General features: G+C 37.1%; 26 protein-coding genes, 4 tRNA genes and 1 pseudogene. 6 read left to right on the forward strand and 25 right to left on the reverse strand.

Annotated features, from left to right (window positions below):
- Positions 1–107: 107 nt before the first annotated feature.
- The 5 genes from I6N90_RS03300 to I6N90_RS03320 all read right to left on the reverse strand — a co-directional run bounded on the left by I6N90_RS03300 (position 108) and on the right by I6N90_RS03320 (position 5,231).
- Positions 108–1,625 carry a malate:quinone oxidoreductase gene (locus I6N90_RS03300; RefSeq protein WP_197934070.1) on the reverse strand — a complete coding sequence of 506 codons (1,518 nt, stop codon included), beginning with the start codon at positions 1,623–1,625 and terminating at the stop codon, positions 108–110.
- Between the two features lie 309 nt (positions 1,626–1,934).
- Positions 1,935–2,663: a hypothetical protein gene (locus I6N90_RS03305; RefSeq protein WP_197934071.1), complete on the reverse strand. Its 729-nt coding sequence runs from the start codon at positions 2,661–2,663 to the stop codon at positions 1,935–1,937.
- On the reverse strand, positions 2,664–3,824 hold the full coding sequence (locus I6N90_RS03310) for a phosphotransferase (RefSeq protein ID WP_197934072.1): 1,161 nt from the start codon (positions 3,822–3,824) through the stop codon (positions 2,664–2,666).
- A 39-nt stretch (positions 3,825–3,863) separates the two neighbouring features.
- Entirely contained in the window at positions 3,864–4,283 is a 420-nt protein-coding gene (locus I6N90_RS03315) for a GNAT family N-acetyltransferase (RefSeq protein WP_197934073.1), read from the reverse strand.
- 102 nt (positions 4,284–4,385) lie between these two features.
- Positions 4,386–5,231, reverse strand: coding sequence for a helix-turn-helix transcriptional regulator (locus tag I6N90_RS03320; protein ID WP_197934074.1), 846 nt, complete (start codon positions 5,229–5,231; stop codon positions 4,386–4,388).
- A gap of 121 nt (positions 5,232–5,352) precedes the next feature.
- Here I6N90_RS03320 and fabF point away from each other — a divergent pair, with 121 nt between their 5' ends.
- On the forward strand, positions 5,353–6,591 hold the full coding sequence (gene fabF / locus I6N90_RS03325; protein ID WP_197934075.1) for a beta-ketoacyl-ACP synthase II: 1,239 nt from the start codon (positions 5,353–5,355) through the stop codon (positions 6,589–6,591).
- Positions 6,592–6,657: 66 nt separating this feature from the next.
- On the opposite strand, the gene I6N90_RS03330 is transcribed toward fabF, so the two are convergent.
- Complete coding sequence (locus I6N90_RS03330) at positions 6,658–7,386, reverse strand: class I SAM-dependent methyltransferase (RefSeq protein ID WP_197934076.1); 729 nt, start codon at positions 7,384–7,386, stop codon at positions 6,658–6,660.
- Between the two features lie 39 nt (positions 7,387–7,425).
- Positions 7,426–8,034, reverse strand: coding sequence for a TetR/AcrR family transcriptional regulator (locus tag I6N90_RS03335; RefSeq protein WP_197934077.1), 609 nt, complete (start codon positions 8,032–8,034; stop codon positions 7,426–7,428).
- Positions 8,035–8,198: 164 nt separating this feature from the next.
- Between I6N90_RS03335 and I6N90_RS03340 the strand changes: the two genes are divergently transcribed.
- On the forward strand, positions 8,199–9,137 hold the full coding sequence (locus I6N90_RS03340; protein WP_197934078.1) for an alpha/beta hydrolase: 939 nt from the start codon (positions 8,199–8,201) through the stop codon (positions 9,135–9,137).
- A 49-nt stretch (positions 9,138–9,186) separates the two neighbouring features.
- Here I6N90_RS03340 and I6N90_RS03345 read toward each other — a convergent pair whose 3' ends face one another.
- From I6N90_RS03345 to I6N90_RS03390, 10 genes are all read right to left on the reverse strand, one after another.
- Entirely contained in the window at positions 9,187–9,543 is a 357-nt protein-coding gene (locus I6N90_RS03345; protein WP_197934079.1) for a hypothetical protein, read from the reverse strand.
- A 42-nt stretch (positions 9,544–9,585) separates the two neighbouring features.
- A complete protein-coding gene (locus I6N90_RS03350; protein WP_197934080.1) occupies positions 9,586–10,104 on the reverse strand; it encodes an 8-oxo-dGTP diphosphatase in 519 nt (172 codons plus the stop codon).
- Positions 10,105–10,203: 99 nt separating this feature from the next.
- Positions 10,204–10,800 (reverse strand): AAA family ATPase, encoded by a 597-nt coding sequence (locus I6N90_RS03355; protein ID WP_197934081.1) that lies wholly within the window; start codon positions 10,798–10,800, stop codon positions 10,204–10,206.
- 41 nt (positions 10,801–10,841) lie between these two features.
- The gene (locus I6N90_RS03360; protein WP_197934082.1) at positions 10,842–11,816 is read right to left on the reverse strand and encodes a S66 family peptidase; all 975 of its coding nucleotides are present in this window, start codon (positions 11,814–11,816) and stop codon (positions 10,842–10,844) included.
- Positions 11,817–11,949: 133 nt separating this feature from the next.
- Positions 11,950–12,366, reverse strand: a complete 417-nt coding sequence (locus I6N90_RS03365) for a hypothetical protein (protein ID WP_197934083.1) — start codon at positions 12,364–12,366, stop codon at positions 11,950–11,952.
- A 150-nt stretch (positions 12,367–12,516) separates the two neighbouring features.
- On the reverse strand, positions 12,517–13,062 hold the full coding sequence (locus I6N90_RS03370) for a GNAT family N-acetyltransferase (RefSeq protein WP_197934783.1): 546 nt from the start codon (positions 13,060–13,062) through the stop codon (positions 12,517–12,519).
- 1 nt (position 13,063) lies between these two features.
- The gene (locus tag I6N90_RS03375) at positions 13,064–13,621 is read right to left on the reverse strand and encodes a GNAT family N-acetyltransferase (protein WP_197934084.1); all 558 of its coding nucleotides are present in this window, start codon (positions 13,619–13,621) and stop codon (positions 13,064–13,066) included.
- Complete coding sequence (locus I6N90_RS03380; RefSeq protein ID WP_332262386.1) at positions 13,618–14,316, reverse strand: metallophosphoesterase family protein; 699 nt, start codon at positions 14,314–14,316, stop codon at positions 13,618–13,620. The genes I6N90_RS03375 and I6N90_RS03380 overlap by 4 nt, the downstream gene beginning before the upstream one ends.
- Positions 14,317–14,340: 24 nt before the next feature.
- Complete coding sequence (locus I6N90_RS03385) at positions 14,341–14,859, reverse strand: GNAT family N-acetyltransferase (RefSeq protein ID WP_232242513.1); 519 nt, start codon at positions 14,857–14,859, stop codon at positions 14,341–14,343.
- Positions 14,860–14,880: 21 nt separating this feature from the next.
- Complete coding sequence (locus tag I6N90_RS03390; protein ID WP_197934086.1) at positions 14,881–15,426, reverse strand: SDR family NAD(P)-dependent oxidoreductase; 546 nt, start codon at positions 15,424–15,426, stop codon at positions 14,881–14,883.
- Between the two features lie 239 nt (positions 15,427–15,665).
- On the opposite strand from I6N90_RS03390, the gene I6N90_RS03395 reads away from it, so the two are divergent.
- Positions 15,666–16,859, forward strand: coding sequence for an acyltransferase family protein (locus I6N90_RS03395; protein ID WP_197934087.1), 1,194 nt, complete (start codon positions 15,666–15,668; stop codon positions 16,857–16,859).
- Between the two features lie 129 nt (positions 16,860–16,988).
- On the opposite strand, the gene I6N90_RS03400 is transcribed toward I6N90_RS03395, so the two are convergent.
- Positions 16,989–17,510 carry a hypothetical protein gene (locus I6N90_RS03400; RefSeq protein ID WP_197934088.1) on the reverse strand — a complete coding sequence of 174 codons (522 nt, stop codon included), beginning with the start codon at positions 17,508–17,510 and terminating at the stop codon, positions 16,989–16,991.
- A 176-nt stretch (positions 17,511–17,686) separates the two neighbouring features.
- Between I6N90_RS03400 and I6N90_RS03405 the strand changes: the two genes are divergently transcribed.
- Entirely contained in the window at positions 17,687–18,349 is a 663-nt protein-coding gene (locus I6N90_RS03405; protein WP_197934089.1) for a serine O-acetyltransferase, read from the forward strand.
- Between the two features lie 226 nt (positions 18,350–18,575).
- Positions 18,576–19,342: pseudogene (locus I6N90_RS03410) on the forward strand (ribonuclease J); the annotation flags it as partial.
- Between the two features lie 112 nt (positions 19,343–19,454).
- Here I6N90_RS03410 and I6N90_RS03415 read toward each other — a convergent pair.
- Both I6N90_RS03415 and I6N90_RS03420 read right to left on the reverse strand, forming a co-directional pair.
- Positions 19,455–19,811: an AMP-dependent synthetase and ligase gene (locus tag I6N90_RS03415; protein WP_197934090.1), complete on the reverse strand. Its 357-nt coding sequence runs from the start codon at positions 19,809–19,811 to the stop codon at positions 19,455–19,457.
- A gap of 330 nt (positions 19,812–20,141) precedes the next feature.
- Positions 20,142–20,217, reverse strand: a tRNA-Val gene (locus I6N90_RS03420).
- Positions 20,218–20,379: 162 nt separating this feature from the next.
- Between I6N90_RS03420 and I6N90_RS03425 the strand changes: the two genes are divergently transcribed.
- Positions 20,380–21,339: an S-layer homology domain-containing protein gene (locus I6N90_RS03425; RefSeq protein WP_197934091.1), complete on the forward strand. Its 960-nt coding sequence runs from the start codon at positions 20,380–20,382 to the stop codon at positions 21,337–21,339.
- A gap of 68 nt (positions 21,340–21,407) precedes the next feature.
- On the opposite strand, the gene I6N90_RS03430 is transcribed toward I6N90_RS03425, so the two are convergent.
- From I6N90_RS03430 to I6N90_RS03450, 5 genes are all read right to left on the reverse strand, one after another.
- The gene (locus I6N90_RS03430) at positions 21,408–22,085 is read right to left on the reverse strand and encodes a uracil-DNA glycosylase (protein WP_197934092.1); all 678 of its coding nucleotides are present in this window, start codon (positions 22,083–22,085) and stop codon (positions 21,408–21,410) included.
- A gap of 152 nt (positions 22,086–22,237) precedes the next feature.
- Complete coding sequence (locus I6N90_RS03435) at positions 22,238–22,594, reverse strand: hypothetical protein (RefSeq protein ID WP_197934093.1); 357 nt, start codon at positions 22,592–22,594, stop codon at positions 22,238–22,240.
- Between the two features lie 369 nt (positions 22,595–22,963).
- A tRNA-Leu gene (locus I6N90_RS03440) sits at positions 22,964–23,049 on the reverse strand.
- Positions 23,050–23,071: 22 nt separating this feature from the next.
- Positions 23,072–23,148: transfer RNA gene (locus I6N90_RS03445), tRNA-Ile, on the reverse strand.
- A gap of 36 nt (positions 23,149–23,184) precedes the next feature.
- Positions 23,185–23,261, reverse strand: a tRNA-Met gene (locus tag I6N90_RS03450).
- Positions 23,262–23,501: the final 240 nt, after the last annotated feature.

Below are 23,501 nucleotides of genomic sequence, written 5' to 3' on the forward strand. Positions count from 1 at the left end.
CCTCAAGTATCTCAACAGATGTTATGTACAAAAAATCAAAAACCCTCCCAAATTATATATCCTAAGCATTGCTTGGATTGGGAGGGTTTAATCAAAAGCTTTGTTATTTATGATACAGTACGGCGTGCTACATTTAATGGCAAGTTTTCACTTAATCCAAGTGCCTGCGCTGTAGCATTATGAATGTCTTGGAATAAGTCTGGGTTTTCCAATAGTGAAGCACCATAAGAAGGTATCATTTCTTTTATTTTCGGTTCCCACTCTTTTACATGCTGCGGGAAACATTTTTCGATTAGCTCAAGCATGACGGAAACGGCTGTAGAAGCACCTGGTGAAGCCCCAAGCAACGCAGCTATCGAGCCATCAGCAGCACTAATCACTTCCGTTCCAAAACGAAGTGTACCTTTTCCTTCGGCAGTATCTCTAATAATTTGTACACGCTGACCTGCTACAAGCAATTCCCAATCTTCGCTTTTTGCATCTGGAACAAATTCACGTAGCGCTTCCATCCGTTTTTCTTTCGATAACATAACTTCTTTGATCAAATATGTTGTAAGTGACATGTTTTTTACGCCTGCTGCAAGCATTGTCACTAAATTATGTGGTTTGACGGAAGTAATCAAATCAAACATCGATCCGTATTTTAAAAACTTTGGTGTGAATCCAGCAAACGGTCCAAAAAACAATGACTCTTGTTTGTCAATCACTCTTGTATCAAGATGTGGAACTGACATTGGAGGAGCTCCAACGGAAGCTTGACCATATACTTTTGCATTGTGTTTTGATACTACATCTGGATTTTTACATACCATAAATAGTCCACTTACCGGGAAACCTCCGATTCCTTTTCCTTCAGGAATACCGGATTTTTGCAGTAAATGAAGACTTCCTCCACCACCACCGATAAAAACGAACTTTGCAGTATGGCGATCGACGGAACCATTTTCGACATTCCGCACTTTTAATTCCCACGAACCGTCACTTGTACGTGTAACATCATCAACATCATGATTAAATTTTATATTGACGTTTTTACTCTTTAAATGAGCAAACATTAACCGCGTTAAAGCGCCAAAGTTGACATCAGTACCTGTTTCGATTCTAGTTGCCGCTATACGTTTATTCAATGTACGGTTCTTCATCATGAGCGGAATCCATTCCATCAGTTTTTCTGGGTCTTCGGAATATTCCATCCCTTCAAACAGTGGGTTGTTAGACAACGCATCATAGCGTTTCTTTAAAAAAGTTACATCCGTTTCCCCTTGAACAAAACTCATATGAGGTACTGGAACGATAAAGTCCCGAGGATTACGTATCAAGTTATTATTTACAAGATAGGACCAAAACTGTTTAGAAACCTGATATTCTTCATTAACTTTTGTAGCTTTTTTTGTATCTATAGATCCGTCGGGTTGTTCCACGGTGTAGTTTAGCTCGCAAAGTGAAGAATGCCCAGTTCCCGCATTATTCCATTCGTTTGAGCTTTCTTCACCTGCGTTTGCACGTCTCTCAATGACTGTAATTTCTAAATCCGGAGCCAATTCTTTCAGCAGTGATCCCAAAGTAGCACTCATGATTCCGGCACCAATTAAGATAACATCTGTTTTAATTTGTCTGTTGCTCATCTTTACCGTCCTTATACCTTAAGATTTGCAGAAAGAATGTAGGCACTCCTGTTGAGACGCCACAGCAAGCCAAGGGCGAGCTAATCACACATCTTTTCTGGATCATTTTTAACCTTATTATAGTCTATCACTTTTGATGGTTATAAGCTATTGGTCAGCAGGCATAAAAGTGCGGGTTTCGTTCATAAAATTTTTAAATCACACAAACACCAAACCTTTATCACTACGTCAAAAAAAAGAGCCAACCATACCTGATTTGGTATGATTCGGCTTCAATTTCTATATTCTCCTCTTGTTTCAATCCTCGTTTTATCTATATGACTTAACCGCCCATTGTTTGTTTTTAAATACAAGCCAAAATTCCGAATTTGCTTTTGCCTTATGTCTTTCCATATTGTTATAAACATCGTCAAAATCCAAGATCTTACCTATAATGCTAAAAGGAATTTCTATACTGTTTTTCGATTTAATACACCTATATAGCTCTATCAATATTCCGTCTTTCGCTAATCGCACCAATTGTTGTACAACGTCCAAACCTAACCGTTCCATACTCTTCTTATACATACTCAATCTATTTGGAATTAGCTGTCGTAATATATTGATAAATTCATTTATGTCTTTATAGATAACTTTGTTGTACCATCCATCATCATGTGCTAAATAAACATATTTGTTATTGAGTTTATCAGAAAACGGATTACTTAATGCTTTTTTGTAATGTTCTAAATAAAGTAACTCTGCCTTTTCTTGTGGTTCGAGATTATCTAGAGATGTTATTTCATCAAAATCGACCCAACAAAAATCTCCATAATCATAAACATTTTCTTTGTAAAGATCAATTAAATGTTCTTTTCTAACGAATTCTAATCTTAAATCAGTGTGATAATCTTCTCCTGTATATTGTGAAGCAAGCAACAATACATTGTTTAGCTCAATAGTAAGTGAAGTTACAAAATCATTAAACTTAATACCCATTGATGTTACTGACTGTTCCTTCTCGTTATAAATCATATAAATGACATCTTTTGTTTTCATCTACATTCCTTTCGGAAATATGCTTCTTGTTTTCAATGATTCAGCATCTTTAGCCATAACCCTTTGCATGTTAATGATTGCTTCCAAATGTTCCACTTCATCTAGTAACTCTGCATTTTGTGAACCGTTTTCCAACTTTTCCACTAATGAGAAATATTTTGGTACTTCCCATTCACATCGCAATGCGCTGCTCAAATAGTAGCCATATCTCGCTAACCTCTCGTCACCTTGCCAACCCGTATCTTTTAAACCTAGTATGTACGCTTCAAATAAAGATTGTTTAAACGATCCGTATTGGGTTGGCGGAACAATACCAAGACTCATGCTTACACCAAACATCTTGCCAAGGTCTTCACCTACGCCCGAGATGCTCATAAATTGCCAATCGATTAATACTACCTGATCAGTTCCATCACTCTGTTTAACTATCAGCATATTCATAGGGCTTAAATCTTGATGTGCTAATACCCGCGGTAACTGTTCTAGAGAAGCTAGATGCTCGTCTATTTGACCTGTAAACTCTTGAAACCACGTCCATATGTTGCGTTCATTTTCCTTTTGTAATTGCTTTAAATATGATTCTGATTTAGGTGCATACATTTTGCATCCAGTGGTCCATGACCTCAGCCAACCTTTGCATATCCATTCCTCATTCGGTAATGACTTCCCATTAAGATAAGTCCCATTGAATCGTCCTAATTGACGAGCAATAAAAGTGAAATGATCTTGAGAATTTGCATGTTCGCCTGCGACCCGCTCCATCCATATCCAAACAGTTCCATCCTGTTGCTCTTCAACAAGATAACTTTTGGCAGTCCGAATCGATTCAGGCAACTCGTTTAAAATGCTAGATTCGATAACGAGCGCTTCCCGTCGCCAATAGTTGTGATGGAGAGGATCATCTTTTTCTACACTGTCCGGTTTAATCACTTTTAAAATAATCGACCACGGCTGTTCCTCTTTGTTAACGTTCACAATACCATGCAGATGATAGATACCTGCAGTTGTAAAATTAGGTGTTTTGTAACCTAAATCGTCACAAGTAACAGACAATAGCTCGAAATTACTGTGATCTAACATTTGCTCCAGACAGCCACGCAGTTGATCCATTTTGTTTTCCAAAGGCACGCCTATATGGTTTCGAAATAACAATCCCAACATACTTTTACCCCCTTATGTATTTATTCTGCTAACTAGGGCTTATATATCCTTCTTTAAGTAGTAATGAGTATGTCCGCCTGCATTTTCTATTGTTCCATACACCTCATATCCTTGCCTCTTGTAAAAATCTATCGCTTGGAAACTTAATGTATCGAGTTTAATAAAATCGCAGTTTTTTTCTTTAGCTATTCGTTCGGCCTCGACTAAGAGGCGCTTCCCATAGCCATACTTTCGATATTGCTCATCAACAAAAAAATAATGGATCTCGATCCAGTTCCAGCATATTTCACCGACTATTCCACCGAATACTTCTCCAGCTTCATTTTTCAAAAACAGATTTATTTCTTGATACCTGCCGTTCAAATGTTCAGGGAAGTTTTTCATATTAAACGCAATTAGCTTATTTCTTACTGTAGCCTTGTCATCACTATTTATTTCATTCGATATGTATAGTTCCAACTTCATTCGCTCCCAGCATAGTTGTAATGTTCTAATAGAAAACATAATTGTATTACCATTAATTTACCACAATTTAACTAATGTTCGTTGGTAACGATTAGTTTAATTCGATTTAAGCTCAATTAACCGACTGAGTTTAGCTTCCGTTGAAGAGTTTGGAGCAGGTGTATAGACGCTACATCGGATATCCGAATTACCGTGGACCTGGAATGAAGTTAAATGGAATAACATTTTCCCCATCTTAGCATGACGGAATTGTAGTAACACCTCTGGTGCTGAACTTACTTGGCTTTGTTCCCATAACAGATTAAATTGAGGGTGGTTAGCCTTCATCTCTTCAATAAAACGCTCATACCAGTCATCCTCCACGTACTTCCCGTAATAAGAACGGAATATCGATAGATAGCCACTAACAAAATGTTCCCAGTTCAAAGCTAACTTCCGAAGCTCCTTACGCGTAAACAATAAATGAATCATGTTCCGCTGTTCAACAGGTATAAGGTCAAAATTTAAGAAAACCAGTGAAGCCGCATTATTCCAACCTATAATTTGGAATTTCCTATCTGTAATAATAGTTGGACAAAAGCGCAATTCCTGCATTATCTTTTGCAATGATGGGCTAATTTCTGCGAGTTCTTCTTTTATGACACTTGTCCCTGGTGTAGCTTCTATTGCTAATGAATACAAATATTTACGTTCATCAACCGTTAGTCGTAAAGCTGTCGCAACAGCATCTAAGACCGATGTGGATACTTTAATATCTCGCCCTTGCTCAAGCCATGTATACCAAGTCGGACTAACCCCTGCTAATTGAGCAACTTCCTCTCTTCTTAGCCCTGGTGTTCTTCTACGGGTTCCAATCGGGAAATGTACAGACTCTGGTTGTATTTTAGCTCTTTGTGTTTTCAAAAATATGGATAACGCCTGTAGTCTCGCTTGTTGATTCATATTATCCCGTCCCTTGCCTGTTAGTTAAGGTGGTAGTGTTTATACTATAATAAACAACAACTTGTAATAGTATAACTCATATGACAAGATAGCTCCTATAAGCACTATGAGGAGGCATACAATGGAAAGAGTCGTTATTACTGGAATGGGCGTAGTCTCACCACTTGGCAATACGGTTGATCAATTTTGGAGGCGATTGGTCCAAGGTGAATCCGGCATTTCCTCCATCGATACGTTCGACACAACCGGCTATAAAACAAAAATTGCTGGTCTCATTCGTGACTTTGATGCTGATACTTTATTTGGCCGTAAAGAAGCAAGAAGAATGGATCGGTTCACCCAATTCGCATTATCTGCAGCTGAGCAAGCACTAGATGACTCTGGCATAAAACTTGATCTAGTAGATCGCGAACGGGTTGGTGTATATGTCGGATCAGGAATCGGAGGCATACAAACGTTACTTGATCAAGCAGCTGTTCTACGCGAACGAGGTTCAGAGAGAGTTAGTCCGTTACTTGTACCAATGATGATAGGGAATATGGCTGCCGCGATGATAAGTATAAAATATGGCGCATTAGGCCCTACGCTCGCTCCTGTAACGGCTTGTTCAATTGGAAATACTGCGATTGGTGAAGCTTGGCGACTTATTCGCTCAGGCGGCGCTGATGTAATATTTGCTGGAGGAACAGAAGCGGCAATAACAGAAATATCGATTGCTAGTTTTGGAAATGCAACAGCGATGTCCACTCGAAACGATCAACCTACCAGGGCAAGCAGACCATTTGACACTGGACGAGATGGTTTTGTTATGTCGGAAGGTGCAGGTATTATAATGATGGAATCTCTTTCGCATGCACAAAAAAGAAATGCTCGGATCTATGCTGAAGTGATCGGTTATGGTGCTAGCTCTGATGCTTATCATATTGTCGCTACTCATCCCGAAGGGATCGGAGCCTATCAAGCGATGAAATTAGCTTTGCTCGAAGCTAACATTCGTCCAAGTGATGTGGATGTAATTAGTGCACATGCAACAAGTACTGGAATCGGGGACATTTCTGAAACGATGGCTATAAAAAAGTTGTTCCAAGATGATGCTTATCGTATTCCCGTTACGGCTAACAAATCGATGATAGGTCATATGCTCGGCGCAGCAGGTGCAGTAGAAGCAATCGCCCTTGTAAAGAGTTTGCGTGACGGCATCATTCCCCCAACGATTAATCAGGAACAATCCGACCCTGTTTGTGATTTGGACTATGTCCCTAATATTGCCCGAGAAGCGGATTTGAACATTGGCATCTCAAGTTCTTTTGGTTTTGGTGGGCACAATGCGGTTATCGTATTACGAAAATTTATGGAGTAATAAGTGATTACTTCTACACAAATAGAAGAGGGGGTACTACCCCCTCTTTCACTCTTACGTTCGTTTTTATGTAGTCTTTTTAGCCGAAAGAAATAGAAACAACGGGATCCTTAATCTGCGCTCATACGTTTCTTCATTTTCGAAATGTTCACGGTGAGGTGTCGATTCTCTGAGATTTTCAACAGTAAAACCAGCCCCTTGTAATGCTCTATAATAGCCCTCAATAGAACGATGGTACTTATGAACAGTTCCACCTAACCACTGTTGCTCCCGGAACCCTTCTATAAAATAGTTATCTACTGTCCAGCTTGTACGTGTTCCTGATGTTTGGAGCGTTGAAGTGATTACGGGATGTTCAATTGAAAATACGATTACACCATTCGGCTTTAATGTTTGGTGAATCTTTTTAAATAGACCGTCTATATCTTCAATATAATGTAGGGCAAGTCTAGAGATTACGAGATCAAAGCTAGATTCAGGGTACTCCCAATCTTCCATTGTCGCTTGTATTACAGCACCATTAAGTCCCTCGAGAGATTCTGTAGCAAGTTCAATCATATTAGTAGATCCTTCAATACCGATATAATTCTCACAGCCTAAATCAAACAACTCCTTAGCAAACTTCGCATCGCCGCAACCTAAATCTAAAATTTTTTTGCCGCTTACTTCGCCAAGAAGTTCTCGAACAACAGGTTTCTCAAGTGTGTCATTTGCATTCTCTTTCCACGCTCGACGCTCCATATATTTTTCAAAATTAGTTTCATTATCGTAAAATTGAAATCCATTATAGCTCATAAGTTCCTCCCCTAATAAATAGCGATTTTTTAGTAATCCTCAAATTAAACCACTAACTCGATGTGGACCTAACATCATAATCTTTGATAATTGTTCGGCCATTTCAGTTACGGAGTCAGCCAAATTATTTTCTAACCACTGTATGATGATGGATATGTATGCACCGGATACGAATGTTGCCAACATTTGCTTCGAAACAATAAGTTGCCTTTCATCTGGTTGCATCAAAGCTATACTTTCCATGTATTGTTGTTTAATAGCTTCAGTAATTCGTCGTCTAAACGTAGGCGCTTCTTCTAACATAACGCGATAAAACGGTGCATTACTCTGTATATGCTCAAACATACGAATAAAAAATGGGACAGGATCATAATCGTTGTAAGTAGCTTTCGAATCATCATTGGATGCCTGCTTTGTTGATACATCTACTATTGCCTTAGCAATCATTTCATCCATACTAACTTGGAGTAAGTCTTCTTTATCCATGTAATGATAATAAAAGGTCGATCGATTAATGTTGGCATATTCCGTAATATCTTGAATGCTAATCGACGAATAGCTTTTTTCTGACATGAGTTTAATGAGTGCTTCCTTAATAAATTGACGAGTTCGCTTGATACGACGGTCTACTTTTTCAATTGATTCCAACAGGTCTCCTCCTTCAAAAATAGTACTTTTTAAACACATCTATTTAAACTGTTGGATATCAAACAGGAGGCATATTTCTGCTGGTTGTGTTCATTCCATTTCCAATTATAATCAAAAATAGATTGTGATAACATACTTTCAAAAAGAAAGAGAGGAATAAAAACATGCCATTACACCCACAAATTAAGCACTTTCTCGATCGTATAGAACTTCTCTCCAAGCAAATATCTCCAGATGAAATGACGATTGCTCATCTTAGAAATTATTTCACTTTAACGTGGTCATCTGAAGAAGTAGAGACTGTAGAAGATGTACAGAATTTGAAAATACCTGGCCCAGAAAGTGAAATCCCTATTCGTATTTATAAACCCGAAGGAGAGAAACCATTCCCTGCATTGGTTTACTATCATGGTGGTGGATTTGTATTAGGCGGGTTAGATTCTCATGATTCCATCTGCCGTTCATTAGCAAATAAAGCTTCCTGCATAGTAATCTCTGTCGATTATCGTTTAGCGCCTGAAAATAAGTTCCCAGCGGCAGTAGAAGATGCGTTCACAGCGCTTAAGTGGGTGACTGAACATACCAAGAAACTTAACATAGATCCTCAAAAAATCGCAGTAGGCGGCGACAGTGCTGGTGGTAACCTTGCGGCTGTCATGACAATTAAGGCAGCAGAACATGGAAACCTCCCGATCATTTACCAATTGCTTATTTATCCTGCTGTCACAATGGATACACTCTTTCAATATCCTTCGATGATAGAAAATGCTAGTGGATATTTATTAACTAGAGAATCGATATTATGGTTCTATAGTCAGTACTTATCCACACTTGAGGATGCCAGCAACTCATTTTCCTCACCACTATTACATGGTGCTTTACGTAATTTACCTCCGGCTACGATCATTACAGCTCAATTTGATCCACTTAGAGATGAAGGAGCGGCATACGCTGAGCGTCTGCAATCAGCAGGAGTGTCTGTTAACTATCGATGTTATGAAGGTATGATTCATCAGTTTATGAATTTGGCACATGAAGTCGATACAGCTAATGAGGCGCTTGAAGATATTGCCTATACATTAAAAGCAGTGTTCAATAGCTAAACGTTGTTAAAAAAGAGCCTCCTTACAAATTGTAAGGAGGCTGCTCACATTAATTCGACACTGAATTCACATGTTGCTGTTGCTGTTGGTTCTGATACTGAGTTTGGTTCTGATACTGAGCCTGTTCCTTAGCAACTAATGTTACTTCCAGACCTCCGAACTTTTTAGAAAACCCATTATAAATTAAGCCATTCAACATTCCAAATACAGGATATAAGATCATCATGAAAATAGGCATTATAATGTAAGGAATAGCCATTACCGTAACAGTATGCTCACCAATAGCAAAGCCGACAACCAGAGCGATCAATCCAAGTACAGCCATGAAACCAGCAGGTAGAATTAAAAAGTATAATACCGTTTTAAACACACTGAAAATACCAAATGCTTTTACTTCCATCTTCAATCAAAACATCTCCCCAAATTCGTATGTATGTAACATTTCTCACTAGACCACTTCTGTTACTTTCACTGCACTCTCATCATAATGTTTAATTGTTTGATAAATGACCTTATTCTTACTCTGACTCCAAATAAAACTCATTTCAAATGTACCCGATTGAAAGAAATACGGAAACCTTCTCTTAAACCAATCTTGCATCGGCAGATCAAATGCTTTTTCTTTCTCGATCCACAGTAAATCACCTTCAGGAGGGTTTTCGAGCAACTCGCCTTCAAAGTCTCTCACTAAATAATTAAAAACCATGTACCTGCTTCCTTTTTCAAGTTCGCAGAATTCATCCAACCCCTTATACACAATATCTGTAACAAGTAACCCCGTTTCTTCTTTTACTTCTCTAATAGCACCAGATACGATACTTTCAGGGAAATCCACTTTCCCCCCAGGTGCCAAATATCCTGGGAAGCCTAATCGATCGGGTCTATTAATTAGTAATACTTTACCATCTTTTTCTATCATACACATAGTCAAAATTTTAACTTCAATATGATTAGACAAAACTATCATCTCTTTTCTAGTTGCATTTCAGATTATTTATAAAAATCATCATGAAATAGTGAACTAATATATCCTATTAGTTCACTGTTTTATAAAATATACAACCTCTCAATTGAAAAAACGAAGCTGTAACAACTGGGTCTTTATCCGATCATAGTTCTTTCTAACATTGCTTCTTGTATCCGCAAGCAAGTTTATTTCTGCTTTTGTTGCAATGTAAGATACAACTTCCGAAGTTCTCATTTCATTCGTATCTATGTGATGTTGAAAGGTTTCATGTGATAACCCTTCTATACATCGATCTATTTGCCTAGCTGGCCATGAGTTTTTACCTTCTCCCCTGCTCTTAAGCCGCTTAAGCAATGTGTCTTTAGTAGCGCACAAGGCAAAATGTTTGACGGTTATCCCGTCATTTTCAAGTCTAGTTACGATTTCGGTAAATATGGCAGGATCAACAATCGTCATTGGTACGATAATTACTCCTTCATATTCATTAGCTAAGTAACTAAGCATCGAAAAATTCATTTCCCGCCATATTGTATACTGTTGAAAATCACTTTTTCTTATCTCGTCTGGAATGTTTTTTCGAATGAAATAACCTATCTTCTCTGGGTCATAAATAAACGACCCCGCTAATCTTCGTTGTAATTCATGCGCAGCTTGCGTTTTGCCAGACCCAAATGCGCCATTTATCCAGATAATCATCTAATCACCTCTTAAATCGCCGAAACGTTCATCGTAGGCTCTTATTCAGTAATACTAATTTCTATCTGTTGTTCGATTGCTCGTATCGACACTTTTCCACCGACAGGGAAAGTGATGATTGGCGTTGTGTGCCCGAAGTCAACATCAGCAATAACTGGGATATGGTTTAATTCCGATTTCGATCGAATAATTTTCACGAGCTTCTCTTTCGTCATGTTTGAACCTTTTTGAAATCTGCCAATGACGATCCCTTTAACCTCTTCAAATGAAGGCTGATGAATGAGTGACTGTATATCTCTATCGAAAGTATATGGCTGCACCTCATAATCATCTTCTACAAACAAAATGGAGTCTTTTAAGCTTGGCATAAAATCCGTACCTTGAAGTAAGTTTAGCGTACACAAATTACCACCAATAATCGTTCCACTAGTTTCTCCCGGATTGATTACATATGGACCATCATTAGTTATAAAAGATCGGTTTTCTTGATCCAAATACCATGGGTCATCACTCCACTGCTCGGAATGAATCACCTTAAAATCAGTGTCTTGCATCATTATTTTCGTGAAATATTCCACAGTAAACGTATTGCCTTGCAACATAGCAAAGGTCGAGAAATGTGGACCCGAATAGGTGATTAATCCTGTTTTTGCATAAATCGCATTACTTAACGCCGTTATATCTGAATATCCGCAAATCCGTTTTGGGTTTGCTTTAATTAAATCGTAATCAATATATTTCAATAGTTGGTTAGAGTTAAATCCGCCAATCGTCGTTAAAATCGCTTTTACATTTGGGTCTAGAAAAGCTGCATGCAAATCGTCTACACGTGAACGAATAGAAGAGGAAACAAACTCATCGGATTCTAGTACATTTTCTGAAAATGACACTTTAAACCCTAATTCCTCTAGACGAGTTTTTGCGATATTTCTATGGTCTTCTGCGATTATTGACAGGCTACGAGAAGGAGAGATTACGCGGATTTCATCGCCAGCTTTTAATTTCGGTGCTCTCATATGTATCATCCTTTTAGTTGTAGTTAAATTATAGAATACTCTACCATTTTCCTACATTGCTGTATAGAGCTCGCCCCCGTTAAAAGCAGTGCGACATCTAGGATAAATACATATGCCATCTGATTATAAATTGTTATTCATCGAGGTTAATAATTTCGTGGTCTACTTTTTGAGATAGAAACGAAGCATCAATATCTTTAGGGAGTTTCTTTAAATCTAACTTTCCAATGAGTAGTTCACTTTTGTTTTCGACACTCCCAGGTAAGTGGCTAGATATATTGACTATTAATTGATCTTTATTTCTCACGATTTCAGCAAAAGGGTATGTGTACATACCTGACTTGCTCAATGTTGAATACAAAATAATCGTTTTACCTTTCGTAATAAAATAGATATTCGGTTTATCCAGTTGCTTAATTATAGCTTGAAACTCCTCATCTAATTGTTCAACCTTTACCTCTTCGAAACCGACTTTATTACTTTGAAATGTGAAGATTAGTACAGTTGCTGCAATAACAGCTACAAGTAAACCAATAATTTTCACTCTCATCGTTAAGCCCTCCATCATATGGAATTGTCTCTTCATACTATACGCAACATTTTCCAATAAAGTTATATACTCAGAAAAAACAATTAACCCCGCAGAGACGTTATGACCTCATTGCGGGGTTCTATCCTATTTGACGCTCAATATGTAGTCTCATTCATTGAATCTTCCCATAACAATGGTACTGTAGTATTTACCATCGGCAAGAAGCTTATCATTTTTCAATATACCTTCGATTTCAAAGCCACATCTTTTATAAAGTTCTGTAGCGTTTTCGTTGCTTTCTAAAACGTTTAAAATCATCTTCTTAATACCATTTGAGTCAGCCCAGCTTATTGCTTCTTTTAATAAATTTTTCCCTATCCCATATCCCCAAAATTGTTTCAAAACGCATACTCCAAACTCTACTTTATGAGACATTCTTTTTAGATGACTACCTTCGCATCTTGAAAATCCAACAATCCGTTCATCAACTTCAGCAACTAAAAACAAGTTTCTAGGATGATCAGAATCGTTCTTAATCAATGCTTCAAAACCGGTTTTATCTATGAAAGCCTCCCCTTGTTCTCTGTCCATATTTTCCGTTTCACCATCAATTTGCACTCTTAAAGAGGATAAATGGATCGCATCCTTTTTTGATGCAGATCTAATTGTGTAATCGATTCCTTTTACATGGAAATGTTGATTATTAATGATCATCTTATGCTCCATCCGATATTGAACGAATTGAATAAAATAATTCTCCATTATAGAAGTCAAACTCTTCCGGTAAGTCAGCTACCGTAAACTCATAATGAAATCCTAATTTCTCTATTATTCTCTTTGAGGCGATATTGTCAGGTTTGACCACTGCAGATAACTTTTCCAGCCCAAGTTCATCAAAACAATACTTCATTAAACCCTCTATTGCTTCAGTAGCATAACCACATCCCCAATGATGCTTACCAATTAAGTAGAATATTTCAGTAACGTTATGGTTGAAATCTAAACTTCCGAATCCACACCATCCGATATGACTTCCTGTTTCTTTATCCGTAATAACAAAAGAATATTTAAACCAATTTTCAGTATGACTTATTTCGTAACAGCCAATAAGCCAGTTAAATACATCAGTATAATCATCTAATGACATAACGTCCATCGGTAAATACGTAAACAATTCCTTATCTTGCATTAACTGAAATGCCTCAAGAAGGTCACTAGCCCTATATGGTTTAATAACCAATCTGCTCGTTTCTAATACCATATCTTTGATCACTTCACACTCACCGTCTTATACTCATCTCCTTGATAGATGAGGCAATTTAGTTGCATACCGTAAGCGCAGCCACCATCAATTCCAATCTTACCATTACCAAACCAGACTTCAGGCGTCTCTTGAAGTTCTACCGTTCTTGTATGCCCAAACACAACTGTTTTGCTTAGCCCAAGATCTGCCTTGTGAAAAATTCCTTTAATATACATAAAATCGTGATCCGTCTGTTCCTTCCAATCCGGATATGTTGGATTTATTCCTGCATGAACATAAATATGTTTTTCATCCTCGTAGTAAAGGGGTAGTCTCTCAAGAAACGCAATATGATGCGAATACTGTCCTCTAATATGGCAGATCGTACTTTCAAGAGATTCATTACAGCTTTCATCAATACAATAGCTTTTAATTGTTTCAGGACCACCATGCTGCATAAATTTATATTGAACTTCAGAACTGTTTTGCTGGACTAAATCTACTAATCTTTGATCATGATTCCCACGTAATGCGATGGCATGATGGTTTTCTACCAAATCAATGACTTTATCTACAACTTCTTTACTATTCGGACCCCGATCAACATAGTCACCTATCAAGATCAACTGATCATTGCTAGCGTTAAATTCCACTTTGTTCAGCAACTCATTAAATTGTTTGAAACATCCATGGATGTCACTTATTATTAACGTTCTATGCATCATTTTACTCCTTTAAGTTGCCTAAAATCATCTTAATTCCTTGACTAAATAAACGAGTAGCTCATCATCTACGATAACAGATTGTCCAGGCGAAACTTCTACGTTATTGTAGAACATACCTTTCCCATCTAGCATATATCCACGTTTGCTATACATCATTTGGGCATTTCCATAATCTTTATATAGTCCAACCCCTAAGCCAATATATTCTGAAGTGTTAGCTGCAATTAGCTCTAACTCATCGAAAAATCGACTAGCTATTTTATTTCTTCTATATTCAGGAAAGACATCAAGACTGTTAATCTCAGGTATGTTCTTATCTTGAAAATGCGGATACTTTGATTCATATAGTAAATGACAGCAGCCTGCTATCTCCCCATCAACTAATGCAATAAGGGTTACTCTTTGCCCACTACTTATTTGTTCTAAACAAGTATGAAAATAATTCCGATCTTGGTACCATGGATACTGTGCACGAAATGCTTCATCAAGCATGATAACTTCATCATTACTAGATAGCTTTTTTATAATGATACTCTTTTCCAAAATAAACGCACCTTTCTATCATTACGGTCTCATATTCCACGGCTCCAAAGTGCCGACAATGCTTATTTCTTCTTCACTGTTATAAGCACGGATAACACCACTCGAAATTTCATTGTTTGTAAGCCATCTTGAGGTATTATGTTCAACAATAAACCCAAGTTTCACCTGATGGTATTTACAATTGACTGGTATATTTAGACCTTGTTTAACTTCTTGCAAATTACTTCTACTACCTAATACATGAAAAACGTTAAATGATTCTGTCCCAGTAATCTCATTCATAATTATTCCTAATGCCTTCGATTCATTGGATTGAATCCAAGCAATAACACAATCAATTTGCCCAAACTTGTTGGCATCATTTTGTAAAACGTGCTGAAGTTGTTCATAATTCTCGTAGTCTAGTGAAATACTGTTGAACTGATCTGGATTGTTGCATCGACTATGTAGATGTTCTAGCTTAGACTCGCCTCTTGCAATAACCGTGACTTTATTGCCTTGATTATTAAGCTCACAAACAGCATCGGCAAGCATTCCTGTACCACCAACAACTAAAATATGTTTCATATTAGCACTCCTCACATACTAAATATCGACGATTGACTTTCGTTTGATAATCATCTAAATCCATAAGATTTAATAGGTAAATTATACTACAATAACCTCATTTAAACATTTTACTATAGAAATAAAATAGTTACGTTACATCTATAGTTGCAAAATAAATCATTGTAAACAATTAACTTTAAATGTATATTCTTTTTATAGAACAAAACGTTCTTCATTAAGAATAACGGAGGTTCACTTTGCAAACAAATAAACGACTTGATCAACTTGATTCAATCAGAGGTCTCGCTGCTACTTCAGTAGTTCTTGCTCATATATCTATCCTAATACCTTCGTCTCTTTTTCTCGATAATCTTAATAAAACACCACTTCATTTGTTCTGGCTAGGTCATGAATCTGTCATCCTATTTTTTGTGCTCAGTGGATTTGTTTTATCTCTTCCCTACTTAAACAATAATGCTCCTACATATACAACCTATATCATACGTCGCATTTGCCGTATCTTAATACCAAGTTGTGTATCACTAATTATCGTACTTGCACTTATATATCTGCTTTCACCTAATGGTATATCAAGTATAAGCCAATGGGGCAACGATATTTGGAGAGATCCTATTTCAATCAGTATGATTCTAAATCATATATTTTTGTTAACTGAATTTAACACGATGACATTAAATCCTGTAATCTGGTCACTCGTTCATGAAATGCGTATTTCAATCCTTTTTCCATTTATTGTATGTCTTATAGTTAAAGGCAATTTCGTTAAAAATACTGCAATTATATTATCAATCCCTATTTTATTTTTTGTAGGTTACTATGTTTGTCTTAAACTATTTTCATATGATATTACAGCTTTCAGTGGTGGGTATTCCTCCTACCTACTCACCCCACATTACATTGCATTCTTTTTGCTAGGTGCACTTTTAGCCAAGTTTCAAGTCAATATGAAAAAAATCTATAACAAGATGACACTACCATTAAAAATCATTATGTTACTATTAGCATTAATCTTATATATGTATAATTGGCTAGTTCTACCTAACATCGCCATCCTTCATATGTTTATTCTAAATGATTGGGCTATTGCAGGTGGATGTGTACTATTTATCTTTTTTGGATTACATTCTAGTACGATAAAAAACCTATTACTACTAAAGCCAGTGCACTACGTTGGGAAATTTTCATATAGTCTATATTTGTATCACATGCCAACTATGCTTGTATCACTTTATGCTCTCCAAGGAGCAATGCCAATATGGTTGATTTTAACCATTGCATTTGTTTTATCATTTATTGTTTCAGCAATAATGTATCATTTAGTTGAATTACCGTCCGTCAAATTAGGACGATATTTAACTAGTAGAAATAAACCAATACGAGAAAACATGTCTAATAAAACTACAGTAAGCATGAAAAATATCCAACGATAAATAATTGAGGGAAACATTTTGTTGAAACAGATAAGAAGTTTAGGAGATTGCAGCACCTAATTTGTGAACTCCGAGTAGGGTTATAAAGAAGGTGCTACATAGCCTGAATAAGTCAAACAAAAATTAATGTTAATCAAAAAACGGTGCGTACTGGGGATATTTCGCCTTAAGATCTGCTATTTGCTGATCAATTCCCGCAATCTGTTTTTCATATTTAGCAAGCTCTTCACTATCTGTTGTTTTTGATTGACCTTCAACAGCTACAATGCGATCAAAAATTAGTTTATTCATTTTGAAATCGTATTCTTCTTGATACTCTACATGATCATCTAGAAGTTTTAACATTTCTTCTGGCAACTTTTCCTCTGGCACTTCTTCTACGGGTGCTTCTTCTATCGATTTCAACATGATTGTTCCCTCAACGAATTCAACTTCCTTACCAAGTAATTGTGCAAATTCTTTTAACGGGAGATACGACGAACCATTGTATGCTAACGGAGAATTTTTTAACTCAATCGATTTGCCATCAAGTTCAACTTTATAATCTGATCTAACGGATGCTGTCACTTTTTCTATAATTGTATTTGCCATGGCAGTGCCTGCTGTAGCGAATATTGCCCCTGCGATAAAAGCTACTATAATCTTTTTCATCCTGATCACCTCATAATTACTTTTATACTTTAATTATAGAGATGATTTTGAAATATTCCAATATATTCATAAGGATCAGTGACTAAACAAAATTACAATCTAATTTACCATATTGTATGTTCACTAATAATAAGCTATAGTTCTTTATAACGAACAAATTTCTGGAGGGCTTCCATATGTCATTTAAAGAGCTAAAATTGTATTGGTTTTCAGATTTGTATCGCTATGAAGAAACAATGAAAGTAAGTATGTGGAAAGTTTTTTATAGACGATTTATGATTGCTGGGTTTCATTATATGTTCTGGGTCAGATTATGTAAGTATCTTAGTCAAAAAGGGAAGTTTATGTTCCCAATATACATGATAAGTATGTTTCTTCTGCAACGTTATAAATACAAATATGGCATATCTATTTCTCCTGGAACTAAAATAGGTAAAGGTTTCTATATTGGCCACTTCGGAGATATTAATGTAAGTAGCTTGTCTGAAATCGGGGATAATTGCGTTATTATGCAAGGGGTCACAATTGGTGCAAGTGGTAGAGGTGAAAAACGTGGGGCTCCTATTATTGGGAATTTTGTCTATATGGGACCGGGGGCAAAAATTATCGGAAAAATAAAGATAGGTAACAATGTAATTATTGGAGCAAATGCTGTTGTAACAAATGATATTCCTGATAACGGTGTTGCAGTTGGAATCCCAGCGAAAGTTATTTCATTAAAAGGATCGGATGGTTACATTGGTTTCCCATTCCCCATTGAAACATATATGGAGAAGCTCGGAATTAAACAAACAAATCATCAGAGTGATAAAATTGTAACCGATAAAGTTTTAACATAGTACTGTAGAGGTGAGGACTTCAAATGAGAAGTCCTTTTTTTATGGTAAAAGCTCAGACTGACCACTCCGATAATGTTAATCAATTCTTCATTGTAGTAACTTATGTACCCTCTACTCAGAGAAAAAAACTAAGCATTTAGTGCCGATACTTCCTTGGATAATCCCAACTATCGAGAGAAATATTATTCTTATTCTTGGCAGGTAATTTGTCGCTTAGGGGCTTACCGTGGACACTAGGGAAGATCAAATTTCAATCGCTGCTCTAGGTGGCGTAAATGAAATTGGAAAAAATATGTACTTCGTTCAATATAATGATGACATTATTGTCGTGGATTGTGGATCTAAATTTCCAGATGAAAGCTTGCTTGGCATTGACGTGATTATTCCCGATATTACCTTTCTACTCGAAAACCAAAATCTAGTTAGAGGCTTAGTAATTACACATGGACACGAAGACCATATTGGCGGTGTTCCTTACATCATTAAACAGATGAACATGCCGATTTATGCAACTCGTCTAACACTTGGTCTAGAAAGCTAAAAGAGCACGGGTTACTTGATCACGCAGAGCTTCATGAAATTGAATCGAGCTCTGAATTTATGCTCGGCTCTGTGAAGTTAAGCTTCTTTCGTACAAATCACAGCATACCTGATTGCTTAGGTATTGCTTTCGAAACGTCACTAGGAACGGTTGTTCATACCGGAGATTTCAAGTTCGACTTGACACCAGTAAATGAACAATATGCAGATATTCATAAAATGGCCGAGATTGGGAAAAGAGGCGTTCTTGCGTTGTTATCGGAGAGCACAAATGCAGAGCGACCCGGTTTTACTCCTTCTGAACGACTAGTGGGCGAACATATCGAGGAAGCGTTCCAGAAAGCGGACAGCAAAATATTTCTTTCTACTTTTGCTTCAAATAGCCACAGGTTACAGCAAGTTATCGACGCTGCGAAGAAGACGAACCGCAAATTAATGTTGCTCGGCAGGAGCGCTCCTGCCTAGTCTACACTTCAATATTCACTTCACTTTCGTATATCGTAAAATTAAAAAAAGCCGCAGTTATGCGACTTTTTGACTGTCACAAAAACTGCGGGTTATACACTTATTGGTAAGAGTTATTGGAGTAACTGTTTGTTTGATGTTGGTTGTTGTTAAGAGCTGTTACTGGTACATAGTGTGATTGCGTAGTTTGAGTCGCTTGGTTGCAAAGAGCAGAGATTTGTTGAAGTTGCTGAATCGCTGTTTGATGACCTTGTAATGCTGTTTGAATGATTTGAACAGCTTGCTGTTCTTTATGTACCAATTGTTCTAGTGTTCTTGCATTTTGCTGTTCTTGTTGGAGTAACTGCTGATATTGGGTTGAAGCTTGTTGTGTCTGTTGAATTAACTGTTGGACCAGTTGATCGGCATGGGCAAGTTGCTGATTAGAGTTACTTCCTTGTTGAAATTGATTGAACATGTATCTTCCTCCTGATGGTTTAATTAACACCTTCAGTAAAATAACCACATGTCAATGATTTCATTCATCACACCAATTATATGTTTTGTCAATTACTCTTCTATAGAAAGTTGATGGGTGATTTTCAATTCCTTCTATGCAACTACATAACGGTGGAAAAATGATTGACCGACATAAGCTGAAAAATTTGATAAATTAAATTCTACTAAAACAGATACTTAGAAAAAACATCAACAACTCGTCAACAACTATGAAAATTAATGATCTCATCCATAATATTTATTTAAAATAAAAAACCCTTGATAACCAAGGGTTTAAAGTGTAAAGTTATGGTGATCTGTAGTGGGCTCGAACCACTGACCCCTACCCTGTCAAGATAGTGCTCTCCCAGCTGAGCTAACAGATCATCTTTGCGATAGAATATAATATATCAAAAATTCACCCTAGAGTCAATAGTTTGCAAACGTACACAGAAAAAATATTTACCTAAAATGGAACACCTTGCAACCTATTGTTTGAACATTGCGTCAATGTATGTGCAGCTGCAAATTATAAACGAGGTGAGCTTATGAAGAAGAAATCACTATTTATTTTAACTATTATTGCCGTTCTAGTTTTTACACTAGGCCAATCCGTTATGGCATTCTCCGATGTAACTAATCATTCCAATGCGGAGAAAATAAAATCATTAAAAGAACAGGGCATTATAAGTGGCTTAACCAAAGATGAGTTTAGACCAGAAGATAAACTTACTTATGCTTCTGGCATATCGATGATTGTAAAAGGTCTTGGTCTCAATATTAACCATATTCGTTTTATTAAAGCACCACTCGCAAGTGATAACCATCCAAACCTGAAAGATGATGCATGGTATTCACAAGCCTTTATCGTTGCAGATTTCTACGGCCTAGATATTCCAAAGCTAGTGAAAGCTAATGATCCTATGTCTAAGGAGCAATTCGCTCAACATCTTTTCAAAGCTATGTCTCATACAGGTGAATATTCTTTCATAGAAATTTTTATTCAACTTAATGATGCTGCAGATGTTAACCCTGATTATCAAGATAGTATCCAAAAGCTATTAATTAGCAAAATAGCTACTCTTGACAAAAATAACAACTTCCACCCTACTACTGCAATTACACGTGGTGAAGCAGCTGGCTGGCTATATGATGGAATCGAGTTCGTTAAGGAACATTCAGTAGTTGAACCTGAACCTAATTCTCCAATCAACGATCTATCTCTATCTGTCGAATCAGTTAATGCCGACATCAAGAAGGTAACTGTATCTGCTACTTTGCCAAACCCTGGTTATGGCTTACGTATTACTTCTATTGATTTTGTTAACGATAATGCAATCATCAATGTTGAAGCTATTCTACCTGACCCCGACAAAATGTATCCACAAGTTATGACGACTGTAAAAGTTACAACTTATATTGATGCTAAATTGACACCAGTGTTACCGGAAGGTGCAACTAACCAACTATCTGGTGGTTCTGTAAGCAGTGAGGGTATAGTAAAATAACATGTTTACAAACTAAAGGGCTGTACGATATCTGATAATAAAACAGATATCGTACAGCCCTTTCTTTTTTAATCATCGGATATTGACCAATTTATAGGAGTTAACCCATTACTTATCAAAAAATCGTTAGCTTGTGAAAACGGCTTGCTCCCAAAAAATCCTTTACGAGCAGCAAATGGACTTGGATGAGGAGAGGTTATAATTTTGTGCTTATTACTACTAATAAAACTAGCCTTCGTCTGCGCATGTTTTCCCCATAAAATAAATACGATTGGATTCTCATGTTCGTTCAACAGCTCGATAATCCGATCAGTAAAACGCTCCCAACCTAATCCTTGATGGGAGTTTGGCTTTCCCTCCTCGACAGTAAGAACAGTGTTTAGAAGTAACACACCTTGACCAGCCCATGACTCTAACGATCCGTGTACAGGTAGAGCGCAGTCGATATCATCTACTAACTCTTTAAAAATATTTTTTAATGACGGCGGTTGCTTGATACCCTTCTGTACAGAGAAACTTAAGCCATGGCCTTGGCCAGCACCATGATAAGGATCTTGACCTAATATAACAACCTTCGTATTTTCAAACGAAGTAATGTTGAGTGCGTTAAATACATCATGGCGTTCAGGATAAACTACCGAAGTTGTATATCTTTGTTCTATTTGTTCAAAAAGCTCCTGTATGTACGGCTGGGCCAGTTCTTCCTCAAGTTTTTCTCGCCAATCATTTTGAAAAATGTTGTCCATCGTAATAACCTCCGTCCCATTTGACTGCCAAATTATATCATGGACGCTCTGCTCATACAAATCTCTAGTTTCTTACTAAAGGACATTCCGAAAAGTAGCATATGCTTCTGTTATCTAACTGACTTATATTTCGGCTTTAAAATATTCAAGTACTATAAACGTCCCGTAGCAACCTCTTGCAAAACAAAATTAATTTTATCTTTAATATCATTCGTATCTCTAGAACAATATTGAAATAAAGGTGAATCCCATTTCTCAGCTTGATCCTCATCTTCACATAACTCTATTAACACAATTCTATATTGTCCTTTAGGATTGGAAGATGGATACCATCCAAGATCTAATATCCTTTTACGATATTCATTTGAGAATTGTAAAATATCTTCATTTAAATCCCATTCATAAGGATAGGTATCGTCTATAAAATCCTCAGTTGAGATTTCGAGAAAGTTATTATAGCCCACCGACCAACCTGACGATATTCTAAGGGGAACTAACTTTGGCTGCAAAACGAAACCCACCTTTCTTCTAATTGTCTAATAAAAAGCAGACTTTTGAACCAGATTATAGCAAAAAGGCAATCTTAATTCTACAATTTTGCACAATATGAAATATGAATTATTAATTAACCGCAACTAACAAATAATCGTGAGTCTAGTTTTCATATATCGTTTGTTCACAAACTTCACCCGCCTACTTCCAATAACCAAAACAAACGAAAAAACCTCCTTCAACTGCATCTAATTAAATCAGATACTGTAAAGGAGGTTTCTTCAACTTCTTGGCGAATCCAATGTTAATTAAAACAGAGAGGATTCACATTTTGTACAGGGTTATGTACATTTCGAAAACCTTATTCAATAAGAGTTTTCTTCGTATGCCGAGAGCGGGAATCGAACCCGCACGGTGGTCACCCACCGCAGGATTTTAAGTCCTGTGCGTCTGCCAGTTCCGCCATCCCGGCATGAGTTGAGTCTTTAGACAAATGGTGGGCCCTGAGGGACTCGAACCCCCGACCAATCGGTTATGAGCCGACCGCTCTAACCAACTGAGCTAAGGGCCCTCGAAAACGTATATTTCAACGTATTGATCGAAGTATTGGTTGCGGGGGCAGGATTTGAACCTGCGGCCTTCGGGTTATGAGCCCGACGAGCTACCGGGCTGCTCCACCCCGCGACGTTATCCATCTGATTTAAAGCATCATTTATTGGCGACATCAATTAATATACTATATATCACTATCTATAGTCAAGCATTTTATACAAATTATTTTATGGAAGATATCGAACACCGTATCTACCCTTTAAAGAGCGGAAAACTTCGACCTCCCTTGGGCATTCATAACCATAGATCCACCAGTCGTTTTCCATACGTTTTACTAAACATCCAGCTTGAAATTTGGTTTCATACAAGCGC

The sequence above is a fragment of the Paenibacillus sp. GSMTC-2017 genome (genome assembly GCF_016019935.1).
Taxonomy (GTDB): Bacteria; Bacillota; Bacilli; order Paenibacillales; family Paenibacillaceae; genus Pristimantibacillus.